The 15,326-nt window shown below is 71.3% G+C and carries 16 protein-coding genes; 12 read left to right on the forward strand and 4 right to left on the reverse strand.

Annotated elements, in window-relative coordinates:
- The coding region (locus ON21_RS09440; protein ID WP_039797354.1) for a DNA glycosylase AlkZ-like family protein at positions 1-495 on the reverse strand (495 nt) is incomplete at its 3' end.
- A 93-nt stretch (positions 496-588) separates the two neighbouring features.
- Positions 589-927 carry an ArsR/SmtB family transcription factor gene (locus tag ON21_RS09445; RefSeq protein WP_039797240.1) on the reverse strand — a complete coding sequence of 113 codons (339 nt, stop codon included), beginning with the start codon at positions 925-927 and terminating at the stop codon, positions 589-591.
- Positions 928-1,045: 118 nt separating this feature from the next.
- Here ON21_RS09445 and ON21_RS09450 point away from each other — a divergent pair, with 118 nt between their 5' ends.
- The 8 genes from ON21_RS09450 (at position 1,046) to hisH (ending at position 10,840) form a co-directional block, all read left to right on the forward strand.
- Positions 1,046-2,251 carry an MFS transporter gene (locus ON21_RS09450; protein WP_245562521.1) on the forward strand — a complete coding sequence of 402 codons (1,206 nt, stop codon included), beginning with the start codon at positions 1,046-1,048 and terminating at the stop codon, positions 2,249-2,251.
- 167 nt (positions 2,252-2,418) lie between these two features.
- Complete coding sequence (locus ON21_RS09455; RefSeq protein ID WP_039797243.1) at positions 2,419-3,279, forward strand: arylamine N-acetyltransferase family protein; 861 nt, start codon at positions 2,419-2,421, stop codon at positions 3,277-3,279.
- 66 nt (positions 3,280-3,345) lie between these two features.
- The gene (locus tag ON21_RS09460; RefSeq protein ID WP_051020571.1) at positions 3,346-5,097 is read left to right on the forward strand and encodes a penicillin-binding transpeptidase domain-containing protein; all 1,752 of its coding nucleotides are present in this window, start codon (positions 3,346-3,348) and stop codon (positions 5,095-5,097) included.
- 156 nt (positions 5,098-5,253) lie between these two features.
- Entirely contained in the window at positions 5,254-6,828 is a 1,575-nt protein-coding gene (locus ON21_RS09465) for a serine/threonine-protein kinase (protein WP_039797245.1), read from the forward strand.
- 252 nt (positions 6,829-7,080) lie between these two features.
- Complete coding sequence (gene hisD, locus ON21_RS09470) at positions 7,081-8,418, forward strand: histidinol dehydrogenase (RefSeq protein ID WP_039797246.1); 1,338 nt, start codon at positions 7,081-7,083, stop codon at positions 8,416-8,418.
- On the forward strand, positions 8,415-9,548 hold the full coding sequence (locus ON21_RS09475; protein ID WP_039797248.1) for a histidinol-phosphate transaminase: 1,134 nt from the start codon (positions 8,415-8,417) through the stop codon (positions 9,546-9,548). Before hisD ends, ON21_RS09475 begins: the two co-directional genes overlap by 4 nt.
- Positions 9,549-9,593: 45 nt before the next feature.
- Positions 9,594-10,208 carry an imidazoleglycerol-phosphate dehydratase HisB gene (hisB, locus tag ON21_RS09480; RefSeq protein ID WP_039797249.1) on the forward strand — a complete coding sequence of 205 codons (615 nt, stop codon included), beginning with the start codon at positions 9,594-9,596 and terminating at the stop codon, positions 10,206-10,208.
- The gene (gene hisH, locus ON21_RS09485; RefSeq protein WP_039797250.1) at positions 10,205-10,840 is read left to right on the forward strand and encodes an imidazole glycerol phosphate synthase subunit HisH; all 636 of its coding nucleotides are present in this window, start codon (positions 10,205-10,207) and stop codon (positions 10,838-10,840) included. Before hisB ends, hisH begins: the two co-directional genes overlap by 4 nt.
- Positions 10,841-10,878: 38 nt before the next feature.
- Here hisH and ON21_RS09490 read toward each other — a convergent pair whose 3' ends face one another.
- Positions 10,879-11,340 (reverse strand): Rv1363c family protein, encoded by a 462-nt coding sequence (locus ON21_RS09490; protein ID WP_039797251.1) that lies wholly within the window; start codon positions 11,338-11,340, stop codon positions 10,879-10,881.
- Between the two features lie 100 nt (positions 11,341-11,440).
- Positions 11,441-11,863: a nuclear transport factor 2 family protein gene (locus tag ON21_RS38300; protein ID WP_051020573.1), complete on the reverse strand. Its 423-nt coding sequence runs from the start codon at positions 11,861-11,863 to the stop codon at positions 11,441-11,443.
- A 131-nt stretch (positions 11,864-11,994) separates the two neighbouring features.
- Between ON21_RS38300 and priA the strand changes: the two genes are divergently transcribed.
- From priA to ON21_RS09515, 4 genes are read left to right on the forward strand one after another with little or no spacing between them, the layout of a single operon-like run.
- Complete coding sequence (priA, locus tag ON21_RS09500; RefSeq protein WP_039797252.1) at positions 11,995-12,726, forward strand: bifunctional 1-(5-phosphoribosyl)-5-((5-phosphoribosylamino)methylideneamino)imidazole-4-carboxamide isomerase/phosphoribosylanthranilate isomerase PriA; 732 nt, start codon at positions 11,995-11,997, stop codon at positions 12,724-12,726.
- Complete coding sequence (locus ON21_RS09505) at positions 12,723-13,538, forward strand: inositol monophosphatase family protein (protein ID WP_039797253.1); 816 nt, start codon at positions 12,723-12,725, stop codon at positions 13,536-13,538. The genes priA and ON21_RS09505 overlap by 4 nt, the downstream gene beginning before the upstream one ends.
- A 4-nt stretch (positions 13,539-13,542) precedes the next feature.
- A complete protein-coding gene (hisF, locus tag ON21_RS09510) occupies positions 13,543-14,316 on the forward strand; it encodes an imidazole glycerol phosphate synthase subunit HisF (protein WP_039797254.1) in 774 nt (257 codons plus the stop codon).
- A gap of 58 nt (positions 14,317-14,374) precedes the next feature.
- Complete coding sequence (locus ON21_RS09515) at positions 14,375-15,319, forward strand: TIGR03564 family F420-dependent LLM class oxidoreductase (protein ID WP_039797255.1); 945 nt, start codon at positions 14,375-14,377, stop codon at positions 15,317-15,319.
- Positions 15,320-15,326: the final 7 nt, after the last annotated feature.

The raw sequence follows: 15,326 nt of genomic DNA on the forward strand, positions 1-15,326 counted from the left end.
GTCCGGTGCGGTGTTCACTTGGGTGCGCAGACGCGGGACGTCCTTGCCGAGTTGCGCGCCGGTGGCCGCGCCGCGATCGAGCAATGCCTTGTGCGTCTCGGTCTCGACCTCCGCCCACCAGCGCCGCACATCGCCGTCCCCGATCCCCGCCTGCTCCAGGTACTTGCCGTAGGTGCGCCGCTGCTTGTGCGCCAGCGCGTCCGCGCAGGAAGCCTGGAGAACGGGAACCAGCTCCACCGGCACGACGAACATGGTGCGACGCATGGCGAGCATCCGTAGCAGCGAACGGTCGTCGTAGAGGGCCTGTTCGACGTCCGCGGGCGTCAGCCCCTCGGCGCGGGCCGCGACGGAGAGGAACACGGTCGCCGGATCGGTCGCGTGCAGGGCGACCAGCGAGCGAGCGATCTCCGCGACCTGCCCGGTCCGCTCCCGGGTGGCCAGCCGGTGTCGCACCGCCAGCCGAGCGCGCCGCTCGGCGGCATCAATCGAACGCATAGGCGAATCCTAACGTTCACTCCGTCGGATCAGAGGCCGAAGCGCTCCGGAGCCAGGGCACGCACGCCGGGTCCTCCCCCCCGAAGTTCGGGATCAGTCCTCGGGCTCCCAGGCGCGCACCAGGTCGAGCAGGCCGGGAAAGCGCGCTTCGAGATCCTCGAGGCGGACCTGGCTGCGGCGCTCCAGTCCGTAGCGCCGCTGCCGGGTGACGCCTGCCTCGCGCAGGACCCGGAAGTGATGCGTCAGCGTGGATTTGGGGCGATCGATGCCGAACCAGGAGCACGGCCGGTCGGTGTCGGGGGAGTCCAGCAGCAGCTTGCGGACCATGGCCAGGCGCAGCGGATCGCTCAGCGCGGCGAGCACGTGGTCGAGCCGCAGGTCGGCGCGGTCCGGCTCGGGCAGCACGGCGGTGGCGTCGGTGGCCGCTGGCATCGCGTCTCCTCGGAATTCGGACAGCTTGTACGAGTTCTATCGTACTAGGGGCTAAGTTCGATTATTGTCGTACTAGTACGAGAAAATTCGAACCAAGGGAGTGGTGATGGTATCGACGGTGACGGGGCCACGCGCGGAAGCCGCGCGAACCGGCGGCCGTTCGGTGTGGTCGGCGGCGTGGCCGGTGTTCGCGGTGTTCGTGTTGTCGAACGCGCCGACCCCGCTGTATGTGGTGTGGCAGCGGGAGATCGGCTTCTCCGCCGGGACGCTCACCGCGGTGTTCGCCTGCTACATCGCCGGATTGCTCGGTGCGCTGCTGGTCGCGGGCGTGGTGTCGGACCGGGTGGGTCGCAAGCCGGTGCTGCTGCCCGCGGTGGCTGCCGCGATGGCGGCCTGTGTGCTGTTCGCGGTCGCGCAGTCGGTCGTGCTGCTGGCCTCGGCGCGCCTGCTGACCGGCCTCGCGGTCGGCGCGGCGGTGTCGGCGGGGATGGCGGCGGTCACCGATGTGGGCGGGCCCGACCGCAAACGAGTCGCCGCGCTGGCCGCCTCCACGGCGATGGTGCTCGGGGCAGGCAGTGGGCCCTTGCTGGCGGGCGTCCTGTCCGAAGCGGCGCCAGGCCCGACGGTGACCGTTTTTCTGGTCGAGATCGCGGTGCTGGTCACGGGCTTCGTGGTGGTGGCCCGGCTGCCGCTGCCCGCCGGTTCCGGAGGGCGCGGCCCGTGGATCAGGATCCCGTCCGTCGCCCGGGAAGGCCGCACCGCGGTGCTGCTCGGCGTCGCGGTGTTCGGACCCGGCATCACCGCGACGTCGTTCGTCCTGTCGCTGGGGCCGTCGGTGCTGGCACACCTGCTCGGCGTCGCCGACCGGGTGCTCGCCGGTGCGGTGGCGTTCGCGATGTTCCTGGCCGCCACCGGAGTGCAGTTCGCGGCGCGACGGTTCGGCGTGCGCGCCATCCTGCTCGGCGGCGCGGTCGCGACCGTGAGCAGCATGGCCGCGCTGGTGCTGTCGCTGGTCGCGACCTCGCTTCCGCTGTTCGTGACGGCCACCGTGCTCGCCGGTGCCGGGCAGGGGCTCGGCCAGTTCGGCGGGCTGACGGCGATCAGTGCGAGCGTTCCGGGCGAGCGGCTGGCCGAGGCCAACGCCGCGCAGAACGTCGGGGGCTATCTCCCGGCCGCGGTGCTGCCGTTGGCCGCCGGATTCCTCGGCGACGCTTACGGATTGAGCACTGGGGTGATCGCGTTCGGCGTGGTGGTCGGCCTCGCCGCGGCCGCGGGTGGAGGGCTCGTCGTGGCGCGCTTGCGCCGCGCGGCTGTGACGCGCTGAGGACGTGACATCATCCGGCCATGCGACAAGCATCTCCGGTACTCGTCTGTGCACGGCGTCGTCACCCGCACCGCCTGCCCCGCCGGGCGCGAAGTGCGCGGCGTGCGGGAACACGATCGCCTCTCGGCGCTGTTGTCCGAGAGAACCGACGACGAAGTGAGGACGCGATGAGCAAGCCCGCCGACCCGGCTTACCACTGGAACGGAGCGGATCTCGATCTGGACGCCTATCTGGCGCGCATCGGCTTCGACGGCGAGCGCGCCCCGACCGTCCGGACGCTGCACGAACTGGTGCGGGCGCACACCACCTCCATCCCGTTCGAGAACCTGGAGATCATCCTGGGCCGGTCGATCCCGCTCGACCTGGCGACCTTGCAGGACAAACTCGTGCGCCGCCGCCGGGGCGGCTACTGCTACGAGAACGTCGGACTGTTCGCGGCGGCGCTGGAACGGCTCGGTTTCGGCGTCACCGGCCTCAGCGGGCGCGTGAGCATGGGCGCGGGGACGGCGCTGCGGCCCGCCACCCACGCCTTGCTGCGCGTGACGACCGCCGACGACGACCGGGCCTGGTTGTGCGACGTCGGTTTCGGCGCCGGACCGCTCGTGCCGTTCGAATTGTCCGCGGGCGCGTTCACCGGCGGCGAATGGCAGTTCCGGCTGGAGAGCAAGCGCGGCGAGCTGGATTCCGACCTGTGGGTGCTGCACCAATTCGGCCGTGACGGGTGGATCGACCGGTACAGCTTCACCCTGAATCCGCAGTACGGAATCGATTACGCCGTCGGCAACCACTTCGTGTCGACCTCGCCGCGTTCCCCGTTCACCACCCGGCCGTATACACAGCGGTTCCACCCGGACGTGCACCATGTGCTGGACGGCACCACGCTCGTCACCGAGTACCCGGACGGCACGAGCGACACCAGGGAACTGGAGCCAACCGAATTGCCGAAGATCCTGGCCGAAGTGTTCGACATCGACCTCACCGACGCCGATGCCGCCGCGCTCGCACAGGGTGCGTGGTCCCGCGACTGACCTCGCGAGGGCCGCGCGCGGGCTGTGGACGGACGATGTCCGACGACGCCCATTAGGGTCGTCGGGGTGCGTACCAACCGGAAAGCCCTCGTCCTGTTCGCCGCACCGCTGCTCGTGCTCGCCGCCTGCTCGTCCGGCCCGGATCAGCCCGACACCGTGGCCGGGCAGTTCGCCGAGGCGTTGAACAACGACGATATCGCCGCGGCGGCCGCGCTCACCGACAATCCGGCCGTGGCCGCCGACACGCTCGGCGCGCTGTACGAAGGGCTCGGCAAGGACGTGCGCTTCGAAGTCCGCTCGGTCGACGAGAACGGCTTCGCCTTGGCCGCCAGCTGGAAGCTGGGCGCGGACGGCAAATCGGAGTGGACCTACACCACCAACGGCACCGCGCGCGACGACGGGAACGGATGGCGGGTCAAGTGGGATCCCGCCACGGTCGCCCCCGGACTCGCCGCGGGGCCCTTGAGCTACAGCAGGGTCTACCCGCAACCGGCCCGCATCCTCGATGCCGCGGGCGGCGAGCTGATGACCGAGCAGATCGTCACGCTGGTGAACGTCGGCCCCGGTGCCGACCTCCCCGCGGTCGCGGATCTGCTCGGTCCCCTCGCGCCCGGTCTCACCCCCCAGTCGGTGCAAGCCGAACTGGCCGCGGCGCAAGGCAAGCCGATCACCGCGATCACCCTGCGCGAGACCGACCTCGCCCCGATCCGAGACCGTCTGAGCGCGCTGCCCGGAGTCACCCTCTCGCCGCAGACCCGCCTGCTGACGACCGACAAGGCTCTGGCCGCCCCGACCCTGTCCGGACTGGCCGAGTTGTGGCAGCAGTCCGCCGACGCGCACGCCGGGTGGGCCGTGCGCGCGCAGACGCCCCAGGGCACCGAGCGCGTCGCGGGCACGGATCCCACGCCCACCGCCGACATCGCGACCACTCTCGATCTCGGCTTGCAGCGCGCGGCCGAGGCGGCGCTCGCCCCGATCGCCCAGCCCGCCGCCATCGTCGCCCTGCGGCCGTCGACCGGCGAGGTCGTCGCGATCGCGCAGAACGCCGCCGCCGACGGGCAGGGCCCGATCGCGCTGACCGGCCTCTACCCGCCGGGTTCGACGTTCAAGACGGTCACCGTCTCCGCCGCGTTGCAGGCGGGCGCCGTCACGCCCGACACCGTGCTGCCCTGCCCCGGCACCGCGAACATCGAAGGTCGCCGCATCCCCAACGACAACAATTTCGATCTCGGCTCGGTCCCGCTGCACACCGCGTTCGCCCGGTCGTGCAACACCACTATGGGCGCCCTCGCCGTGCAATTGCCCGCCGACGCGCTGACGAAAGCAGCCGCACAACTCGGGCTCGGCATCGATTACGTCACACCGGGCCTGACCACGGTCACGGGGAAGGTGCCAGCGGCCGATACCTCCGCGTTACGTGTGGAGTCGGCGATCGGTCAAGGGCAGGTGACAGCGTCGCCGTTCGGCATGGCTCTGGTCGCCGCGTCCATCGCCCGCGGCGCGGTGCCCGCTCCCGCCGTCGTCGCGGGCAAGCCGGGCACTCCGGACCGCACCTCGGAAGCGTTGCCGCCGCAGGTCGACGACCAGCTGAAAGCCATGATGCGCGAGACCATCACCGGCGGCACGGCGACCCAATTGCGCGATATTCCCGGCTTGCTCGGCAAGACCGGCACCGCCGAGTACATCGACGACGCGCACGCGCACGGCTGGTTCGTCGGCATCGACGGCGACCTGGCCTTTTCCGTGTTCATCAGCGATGCGGGCAGTTCGGCGCCCGCGGTGGACGCCGCCGGCCGGATGCTGCGGGCCCGCGGATAGTCCGTTTCGGGCGATTCCGGGCGGCGAGAAGGCACGGCTGACGCGTGCGAGCATTCCAGCGCCCGCTACACTCATCCCCGGACCGCTTGAGTAATCAATATGCGGGATGTCACGATTTCGAGAAGGTTCGGAGTAGGCGCCATCGATACCGGTCAGTTGATCGCGGAGCATTACCGCCTGGTCGAGCGGATTGGTAGCGGCGGCACGGGCGTGGTCTGGCGTGCCGTCGACGAACGCCTCCAGCGCTCCGTGGCCGTCAAGCAGATCCACATCCAGCCGAGCCTGCCCGAGGCCGAACGCGACGTGGTGCGCCAGCGCGCGATTCGAGAAGCGCGCAACGCCGCCCGTTTCCAGCATCCGAACGCGATCGTCGTGTTCGACATCACCGAGCACGAGGGCGATCCCTGCCTGGTGATGGAGTACCTCAAGTCCAAGAGCCTCGCCGCGGTGATCGCCGCTCAGGGCACCTTGCCGCTGACCCAGGTGGCGCGGATCGGTGAGCAGGTCGCCTCGGCGCTGATCGCCGCGCACCAGGCGGGCATCGTGCACCGCGACGTGAAACCGGGCAACATCCTGCTCGACGATCACGGCACGGTGAAGATCACCGACTTCGGCATCTCGCGCGCCACCGGCGACGTCACGCTCACCGAGACCGGCCTGATCTGCGGTACCGCCGCCTACCTCGCCCCCGAGGTCGCCCGCGGCTCCGATCCCAGCCCCGCCTCCGATGTGTTCGCGCTGGGCGCAACGCTGTTCCACGCGCTCGAGGGCGAACCGCCCTACGGCGCGGGCTCCAATCCGCTCGCGGTGCTCTACGCCGCCGCGAACGGTCAGTTGAGCGAACCGCGCAACGCCGGTCCCGCGACGGATTTCCTGCTCGACCTGCTCAGCCCCGAGCCGCGCGAGCGTCCGAGCATGCGGGCGGCGCGCGAGCACCTCGCGGCGTTCGCCGACGCGGGGCCTGCCCCGGTGGCCGCCGGGTTCGTGCCCGCCAGCGAGGCGTTCGCCCGGCCGAGGGCGGGCCAGTCCGAATCGGCGACCCGCGAGCTGCGGCCTTCGGCGATGGCCTCGGCGCCCTACACGCCGACCGAACGCCAGCCGCGTCCCCGTCCCGCCCCCGCGCCGCCGGTGCAGCCGGACACCGCGGCGCATCCGCGCACCATGGCGCAGCCGCGCCCGGTGCAGCGGCAGGGATCGGGCGGCAAACGGCGTGCGATCCTGATCGGCGCGTTGATCGGCGCGGTCGCCGTGGTGGTGGCCATCACGGTGAACATGATGAGTTCGTCGGGCTCGGGCACCAGCGCCGCGCAGGGCAGCACCTCGTCGGTGGTGGCGTCGACCCGCCCAGGTGGCAACACCACGTCGGCCGCCGCCGCGGTGGGCGAGACGAAGAGCGTCGGCAAGGCCGATCCGCGGCAATCCATCGATCTGGTGGTGAACTTCTACAACAACCTCACGTACCTGAGTTTCTCCGCTGCCTGGAAACAGCTGACCCCAGCTGCCCAGCAGGTATACGGCAGCCAGCAGGCCTTCGAGGACTACTGGACGCAGAACCGGGTCACGGGGTTCAACACGGTCGACGCGGCCGGTGGCGGTTCGGGCACCAACGCGGACGGTTCGGTGGACGTCAATGTCGCCAGCGTGACCTATGGCGGCCGGAACAAGTCGGTGACGCTCCGGTTGATCAACCCCGGCAACGGGTCTTCCCTCATCGACAGCGACACCCGCTGACGTTCGGGCACAACGCTGCGCTGGATCTCGCCACCCGTGACAGGCGACATCCGCGAAGCGTTTTTCGATCGACGAGAGCGACGCCACATCTCGGTGGACCGCGAGAACCCCCCTGGTGCCCGGACCTGCGCACACGGATCGGACGCGCCCCCGCCGCCCGGACCACGCGGATAACGGCTGGCGTCGGCCCATTAGGCTGGTAGCGGCAACTTTCCTGTTGCGGAATCCGCTGGAGACAAGGATCGACACCACATGACAACCCGCATCGAGCTCGCCCGCGTCGATCTGCGCGGTCGTACTCCCTCCGTCGCCGAGCTGCGCGCCGCGCTGCCGCGCGGGGGAGTCGACGTGGACTCGGTGCTGCATCAGGTGCGTCCGGTGGTCGAGGCGATCCGTGATCACGGTGTGTCGGCGGCGCTGGAGTTCAGCGAGCGCTTCGACGGGGTGATCCCGGCGACGGTGCGGGTGCCCGCGGCGGAGCTGGAGGCAGCGCTGGAGCGGCTGGATCCGGCGGTCCGCGCCGCGCTGGAGGAATCCATCGCCAGGGCGCGCAAGGTGCACGCCGACCAGCGGCGCACCGACAAGACCACCGAGGTGGTCCCCGGCGGCACCGTCACCGAGCGCTGGGTGCCCGTCGAGCGGGTGGGCCTGTACGTGCCGGGCGGGAACGCCGTCTACCCGTCCAGCGTCGTGATGAACGTGGTGCCCGCGCAGACCGCGGGCGTCGGCTCACTCGTGGTGGCCTCACCGCCGCAGGCGCAGTTCGGCGGGCTGCCGCACCCCACCATCCTGGCCGCGGCGCAATTGCTCGGCGTCGACGAGGTCTGGGCGGTCGGCGGGGCACAGGGCGTCGCGCTGCTGTCCTACGGCGGCGTCGACACCGACGGCGCGCAGTTGGAACCGGTCGATCTGATCACCGGGCCGGGCAACATCTACGTCACCGCGGCCAAGCGCCTGTGCCGCGGCCTGGTCGGCATCGACGCCGAGGCGGGGCCCACCGAGATCGCCATCCTCGCCGACGCGACCGCCGATCCGGTGCACGTCGCCGCCGACCTGATCAGCCAGGCCGAGCACGACGTCCTGGCCGCCAGCGTGCTGGTCACCGACAGCGAGCACCTGGCCGACGCGGTGGACGTGGCGCTGACCACGCAGCTGGCCGTGGTCAAACACGCCCACCGGGTGAGCGAGGCGCTGCGCGGCAAGCAATCCGGCACCGTCCTGGTCGACGACATCGAGCAGGGTCTGCGCGTGGTGAACGCCTATGCCGCCGAGCACCTGGAGATCCAGACCGCCGACGCGCCCGCGGTCGCGGCCAGGGTGCGCAGCGCGGGTGCGGTGTTCGTCGGCGCGTACGCGCCGGTCAGCCTCGGCGACTACTGCGCGGGCTCCAACCACGTGCTGCCCACCGCGGGCTGCGCGCGGCACTCCTCCGGCCTGAGCGTGCAGACCTTCCTGCGGGGAATCCACGTCGTGGAGTACACCGAGGCGGCGCTGAAGGATGTCGCGGGCCACGTGGTGGCGCTGGCGAATGCCGAGGACCTGCCCGCGCACGGGCAGGCCGTGCAGGCGCGTTTCGAGGCCCTGTCGTGACGCGCGCGGCGAGCGCGCCCGGCGCGGACCTGACCCTGGACGAGCTGCCGTTGCGGGAGAACCTGCGCGGCAAGAAGCCGTACGGCGCACCGCAATTGACGGTCCCCGTGCAGCTGAACACGAACGAGAACCCGCATCCGCCGAGCCGGGCGCTGATCGACGATGTCGCCGAGTCGATCCGGGCGGCCGCCGCGGACCTGCACCGCTACCCGGACCGCGACGCCGTCGCGCTGCGCACCGACCTGGCGCGGTATCTGACCGCGCAGACCGGCGTCGCGGTGCAGACCGGCAACGTCTGGGCGGCCAACGGCTCCAACGAGATCCTGCAGCAGCTGTTGCAGGCCTTCGGCGGGCCGGGCCGCAGCGCCCTCGGTTTCGTGCCCTCCTACTCGATGCACCCGATCATCTCCGAGGGCATCGACACCGAGTGGATCGAGGCCAAGCGCAACGCCGACTTCTCCCTCGACATCGAGCACGCACTGGCCGCCATCGCCGAGCGCAGGCCGGACGTGGTGTTCGTGACCAGCCCGAACAATCCCACCGGGCACAGCATCCCGGAGGAGGAGCTGGCGCGCATTCTCGCGGCCGCCCCCGGCATCGTGGTGGTCGACGAGGCCTACGGCGAGTTCTCCGCGCGGCCCAGCGCCATCGGGCTGATCGACCGGTTCCCCGCGAAACTCGTGGTGACCAGGACGATGAGCAAGGCCTTCGCCTTCGCGGGCGGGCGGCTCGGCTATCTGGTCGCCGCCCCCGCGGTGATCGACGCGATGCTGCTGGTGCGGTTGCCCTACCACCTGTCGGTGGTCACCCAGGCCGCCGCGCGCGCGGCCCTGCGGCACGCCGACGAGACCCTCGACAGCGTCGCCGAACTGGCCGCGCAGCGCGACCGGGTGGCGGCGGCACTGCGGGAGCTCGGGTACGACGTGATCCCCAGTGATGCCAACTTCCTGCTGTTCGGCCGCTTCACCGACGCGGCGGCCAGCTGGCAGCGCTATCTCGAGCACGGCGTGCTGATCCGCGATGTCGGCCTGCCCGGCTACCTGCGCACCACGATCGGCCTCGCCGCCGAGAACGACGAACTACTGCGGGTCAGCGCGCTGCTGGCGGGCACCGATCTGGCACCGCGATGAACCGGCGCCGGACAACCGTCGGCGACAACTCGATTGGACGTGAGCATGAGTAGGACCGCCCGGGTGGAGCGGGTCACCAAGGAATCCAGCATCGTCGTGGAGCTGGACCTGGACGGCACCGGCAAGACCGAGATCGCCACCGGCGTCCCCTTCTACGACCACATGCTGACCGCGCTCGGCGCGCACGCGAGCTTCGACCTGACCGTGCGCGCGGAGGGCGACATCGAGATCGAGGCGCATCACACGGTCGAGGACACCGCGATCGTGTTCGGGCAAGCACTCGGCAAGGCGCTGGGCGACAAGGCGGGCATCCGCCGGTTCGGCGACGCCTACATCCCGATGGACGAGACGCTGGCGCACGCCGCGGTCGACGTGTCCGGCCGCCCCTACTGCGTGCACACCGGGGAGCCGGATCACCTGCTGCACACGGTGATTCCCGGTTCCGGGCCCGGAGCGCCGTACTCCACGGTGCTCAACCGCCACGTCTTCGAGTCGATCGCGCTGAACGCGCGCATCGCGCTGCACGTGCGGGTGCTCTACGGCCGCGACCAGCACCACGTCACCGAGGCCGAATTCAAGGCGGTGGCGCGCGCGCTGCGCACCGCGGTGGAGCTCGATCCCCGGGTGAGCGGGATCCCGTCGACGAAGGGAACGCTGTGACCGCCAAATCCGTGGCCCTGCTCGACTACGGGTCCGGCAATCTGCACTCCGCCGAACGGGCGCTGGCCAGGGCGGGCGCGCGGGTCGAGGTGACCGCGGACCCGGAGGCGGTGCTGGCCGCCGACGGTCTGGTCGTGCCCGGCGTCGGAGCGTTCGCCGCCTGCATGGCGGGACTGCGCGGGGTGCGGGGCGAGCGCCTGATCGGTCAGCGGCTGGCCGGCGGGCGTCCGGTGCTCGGGATCTGCGTCGGCATGCAGATCCTGTTCGAGCGTGGCGTCGAGTTCGGCGAGGAGACCGACGGATGCGCCGAATGGCCCGGCACGGTCGAACGGCTGTCCGCGCCGGTGTTGCCGCACATGGGGTGGAACACCGTCTCCGCCCCGTCCGACAGCGTGCTGTTCGCGGGACTCGACGCCGACACCCGGTTCTACTTCGTGCACTCCTACGCCGCGCAGACCTGGGATCTGCCGCCCAGCGAGCACTTCGCCGCGCCCAAGCTGACCTGGTCCGAGCACGGGGTGCCGTTCCTGGCGGCGGTGGAGAACGGCCCGCTGTCGGCAACCCAGTTCCACCCGGAGAAGTCCGGCGACGCGGGCGCCCACCTGCTGCGCAACTGGGTGAACGCGCTGTAGACCGGTCCCGCGCACCGAGCGCGGGACCGGCCGCCCGGTCAGTGCTTGCGGACCTTGCTGACCAGCCAGCGCCCGTCGACGCGGTCCACCGTCACGGTCATCGACATGCGGTTGGTCTGCGGGAGACCGTCGGTCTCGTCGCTGGTCACCGTCCGCACCACATCGACGTCCACTTCGGCTCGGTTGTCGTCACCGGAGACGATGCGGCAATCGGCCGAGTTGGCCTCGGCGCGGATGTGCGCCGCCTCCGCGCTCGACTGGATGTTGGCGCGGAAGTTCTCGAACTCGGATCGGAATTCCCCGGTGCTGAGGTCGAGCATCCGCCGGGCGTGGTCGCCGAACCGCGCGTAGTCGTAGGTCCCGGCCGCGAAACCGAATTCGCATCCTGCCAGGCGCGCCTCCTCGGGCGGCGCGGCGGTGGCGGCTGGTGCGGCGACGAAGGCCGCGGAGCAGGCGGCTGCCGAAAGGGAAAGAGCGGCAGCGAATTTGGATCGTGACATGCACTTCCTCGGTGCGAAATGGAAGCGGCGACCGGAGGTGATCGCCGAGCGGAGACGATACCGCCCGAGCCGCCCGGACCGCGGCGATCTCGGGCGCTGATCACGGGCGCGTGCCGGTGGACCAGATCGGGGTGGTCGCCACCCGGGACAGGCGCCAGCCCTCGCCGGTGCGCACCGCGTCGAAGCGGTATACCTCGCCGAGGGTGGGGACCGGCTGCGGGACCGTCCCGCCGGAGGCGGCGAGCGCGAAGGTGGCGATCAGGTTGGCCCTGACCTCCGCCGTATCGCCGCGCAGGTCGATCAGCACATTGCCGATGACGTGCTGGATCCGCAGGTGCTCGGCGTGGTTGCGGCTCGCCTGGGCGATCAGCGCGTCGCGGCCCTCCGCCGTGCCGCCGGGCGTCTTCGCCGTCGCGTCGGGGGTATAGATCGCCCGCAGGTCCTCGAAGCGTCCCTCGTCCAAGGCGCGGCCGAGGCGGTCGACCAGAGCGGTGATCTGCTGGCGGTCCAGCAGTTCGCGCACTTCCGCCGTCGGCGTCGCGGTGGCGGCGGTGAGTGCGGCCAGCGGGAGGGCCAGCAGGGGCAGGGTGATCGAGGTCCCATCCGCCCAGGCCCTGCACTCGGACGCGGCCGGGTAACCACTAGGCTGCTCTCGTGAGTCTTGTGCTGCTACCCGCCGTCGATGTCGCCAACGGAGAGGCCGTGCGCCTCGTGCAAGGAGAAGCCGGAAGCGAAACCAGCTACGGCTCGCCTCGTGAGGCAGCGCTGGCCTGGCAGGAAGCCGGCGCGGAATGGGTGCACCTGGTCGACCTGGACGCCGCCTTCGGGCGCGGCTCGAACCGGGAACTGCTCGCGGGCGTCGTCGGCGAACTCGACGTCAAGGTGGAGCTCTCGGGTGGCATCCGCGACGACGAAAGCCTGGAGGCCGCCCTGGCCACCGGCTGCGCGCGGGTCAACCTCGGCACCGCCGCGCTGGAGGACCCGGTCTGGTGCGCGAAGGCCATCGCCCGGCACGGCGAGCGCATCGCCATCGGCCTCGACGTGCGCATCGTCGACGGCGAGCACCGGCTGCGCGGACGCGGCTGGGTCAGCGACGGCGGCGACCTGTGGGAGGTGCTCGAGCGCCTGGAGCGCGACGGCTGCTCGCGCTACGTGGTGACCGACGTGACCAAGGACGGCACCCTCACCGGCCCGAACCTGGACCTGCTGCGCGAGGTCTGCGCGGCCACCGACGCCCCGGTCATCGCCTCCGGCGGCGTCTCCACCATCGCGGACCTGGTCGCGATCGCCGAACTGGTGCCGGAAGGCGTCGAGGGATCGATCGTCGGCAAGGCGCTCTACGCGGGCCGGTTCACCCTGCCCGAGGCGCTGGCCGCGGTGAGATGAGCCAGTCGCTGTCGACACTGCTCGCGGAGGCGAGCGAGGTACTGGACTCGGTGCGCCCACGGTTCATCGAGGGCATCGGCGCGCCGAGCGCGGTCGCCAAGGGCCGCAACGATTTTGCCACCGAGCTGGACCTGGAACTGGAGCGCACCGTCTCCGCCGAGCTGCGCAGGCGCACCGGCATCGAGGTGCACGGTGAGGAATTCGGCGGGCCGCAGCTCACCTCGGGCACCGCATGGGTGCTCGACCCGATCGACGGCACCTTCAACTACTCGTCCGGGCATCCACTGTCCGGCATGTTGCTCGCGCTGGTGCGCGACGGTGAGCCGGTGCTCGGGCTGACCTGGCTGCCGCTGCTCGGCCGCCGCTACGCCGCCATGACCGGAGGCCCCGTGTTGCTGGACGGGCGACCGCTGCCGCCCCTGCCGCGCGGCAAATTGGCCGAGGCGATGATCGGTTTCGGGGCGTTCAACGTCGACTCGCACGGCCGCATCCCCGGCCAATTCCGCTTCGACCTGCTCGGTCCGCTGAGCAGGCTGTCCTCCCGGGTGCGCATGCACGGCTCGACCGGCATCGATCTTGCGTTCACCGCCTCGGGCGTGCTCGGCGGCGCGATCGTGTTCGGGCACCACCCCTGGGACAACGCGGCGGGCGTCGCCCTGGTGCGCGCGGCGGGCGGAGTGGTCACCGATCTGGTGGGCAGGCCGTGGACCATCGGCTCCGGCTCCGTGCTCGCGGCCGCGCCGGGGGTGCACGAGGAACTGCTCGACATGATCTGCACGGTCGCCGACCCGGCGGCCGCGGAGAAAGGGTGAGGCAATGACGTTGGCCGTACGGGTGATCCCGTGTCTGGACGTCGACGCCGGCCGCGTGGTCAAGGGCGTCAACTTCGAAAACCTGCGCGACGCGGGCGATCCCGTCGAACTGGCCGCCCTCTACGACGCGCAGGGCGCCGACGAGCTGACCTTTCTCGACGTGACCGCCTCCACCGGCGACCGCGGCACCATGATCGACGTGGTGACCCGCACCGCCGAGCAGATCTTCATCCCGCTCACCGTCGGCGGCGGGGTGCGCACGGTCGAGGACGTGGACCGCCTGCTGCGCGCGGGCGCGGACAAGGTCTCGGTGAACACCGCCGCGATCGCGCGGCCGGAAGTGCTGCGCGAGATGTCCGAGCGCTTCGGCTCCCAGTGCATCGTGCTGTCGGTGGACGCGCGCACCGTGCCGGACGGGCAGCCGCCGACCCCGTCCGGGTGGGAGGTGACCACGCACGGCGGCAAACGCGGCACCGGCATCGACGCCGTCGAATGGGCCGTGCGCGGCGCCGAACTCGGTGTCGGCGAGATCCTGCTGAACTCGATGGACGCCGACGGCACCAAAGCCGGTTTCGACCTGCCGATGATCCGCGCCGTGCGGGCGGCGGTCACCGTCCCGGTGATCGCCAGTGGCGGCGCGGGCTCGGTCGAGCACTTCGCCCCTGCGGTGCACGCGGGCGCCGACGCGGTGCTCGCGGCCAGTGTGTTCCACTTCGGCGATCTCACCATCGGCCAGGTCAAGGAATCGATGCGGGCGGAAAAGATCGTCATCCGGTAGCGATGGCGGAAATCCGCCGCGCAGGAAGGCGGGTGGTCTCGGTGCGGTTGCATCGGCCATGACCATCGGAATCGTGCTGTCGCCGTCCGCCATCGACGCCACCGGCAACGCCGTGGACACGGCGGTGGCGCTGGGTGCGGCGGCGGCCGCCGCCGGAATCTCGTCCGTGTGGTTGGGCCAGCGGCTCAGCTACGACGCCATCGCGCTGGCGGGGATCGTCGGCCGTGCCGTGCCCGGACTGACGGTCGGCACCTCCGCGGTGCCGATCACCGCCCGCCATCCGCTGCTGATCGCCAGTCAGGCGCAGACCGCGCAGGCGGCCACCGGAGGCCGGTTCACCCTCGGGCTCGGCCTCGGCGCGAGATTCCTCGCCGAACCGGTGTTCGGCGGATCCTTCGACCGGCCGATCACCCGGCTGCGCGAATTCCTCACCGCGTTGCGCACCGTGCTGCACACCGGCACGGTGGATTTCCACGGCGAGACGCTCACCGCCGCGGCGCCGCTGCCCGCCGCGGTGGCCGGGGCGCGTCCGCCCGCGCCGATCCTGGTGGCTGCCATGGGCCCGCAGGCCCTGCGCGTCACCGGTGAGCTGGCCGACGGCACCCTGCCCTACCTGGTCGGCCCGAAGGCGCTGGAGGAGCACATCGTCGCACCCGTCACCGCGGCGGCCGAGCGGGCCGGTCGCCCCGCGCCGCGGATCACCGTCCTGGTCCCCGGCGTGGTCACCGCGGACCTCGACGCCGCCCGTGCGGCCGCCGCGGCCCAGACGGCGTTCTACGACGACATCCCGTCCTATGCGCGGGTGATCGAGTTGTCCGGCGCGTCGCGGGCGGCGGAACTCGTGGTGATCGGCGACGAGGAACTGATCGCGGCCCGCGTCGCGGAGTACTTCGCGGCGGGCGCGACGGAGGTGGTGTTCGCGCAGACCGACCTGACCACCCCGGAGGACCAGCGGCGCACCTTGGAGGTGCTCGGCGAACTCCAGCGCTCCCGCGTGGGCTGATCGCGCA

It is taken from the genome of Nocardia araoensis NBRC 100135 (assembly GCF_000308435.1).
Lineage (GTDB): Bacteria > Actinomycetota > Actinomycetes > Mycobacteriales > Mycobacteriaceae > Nocardia > Nocardia araoensis.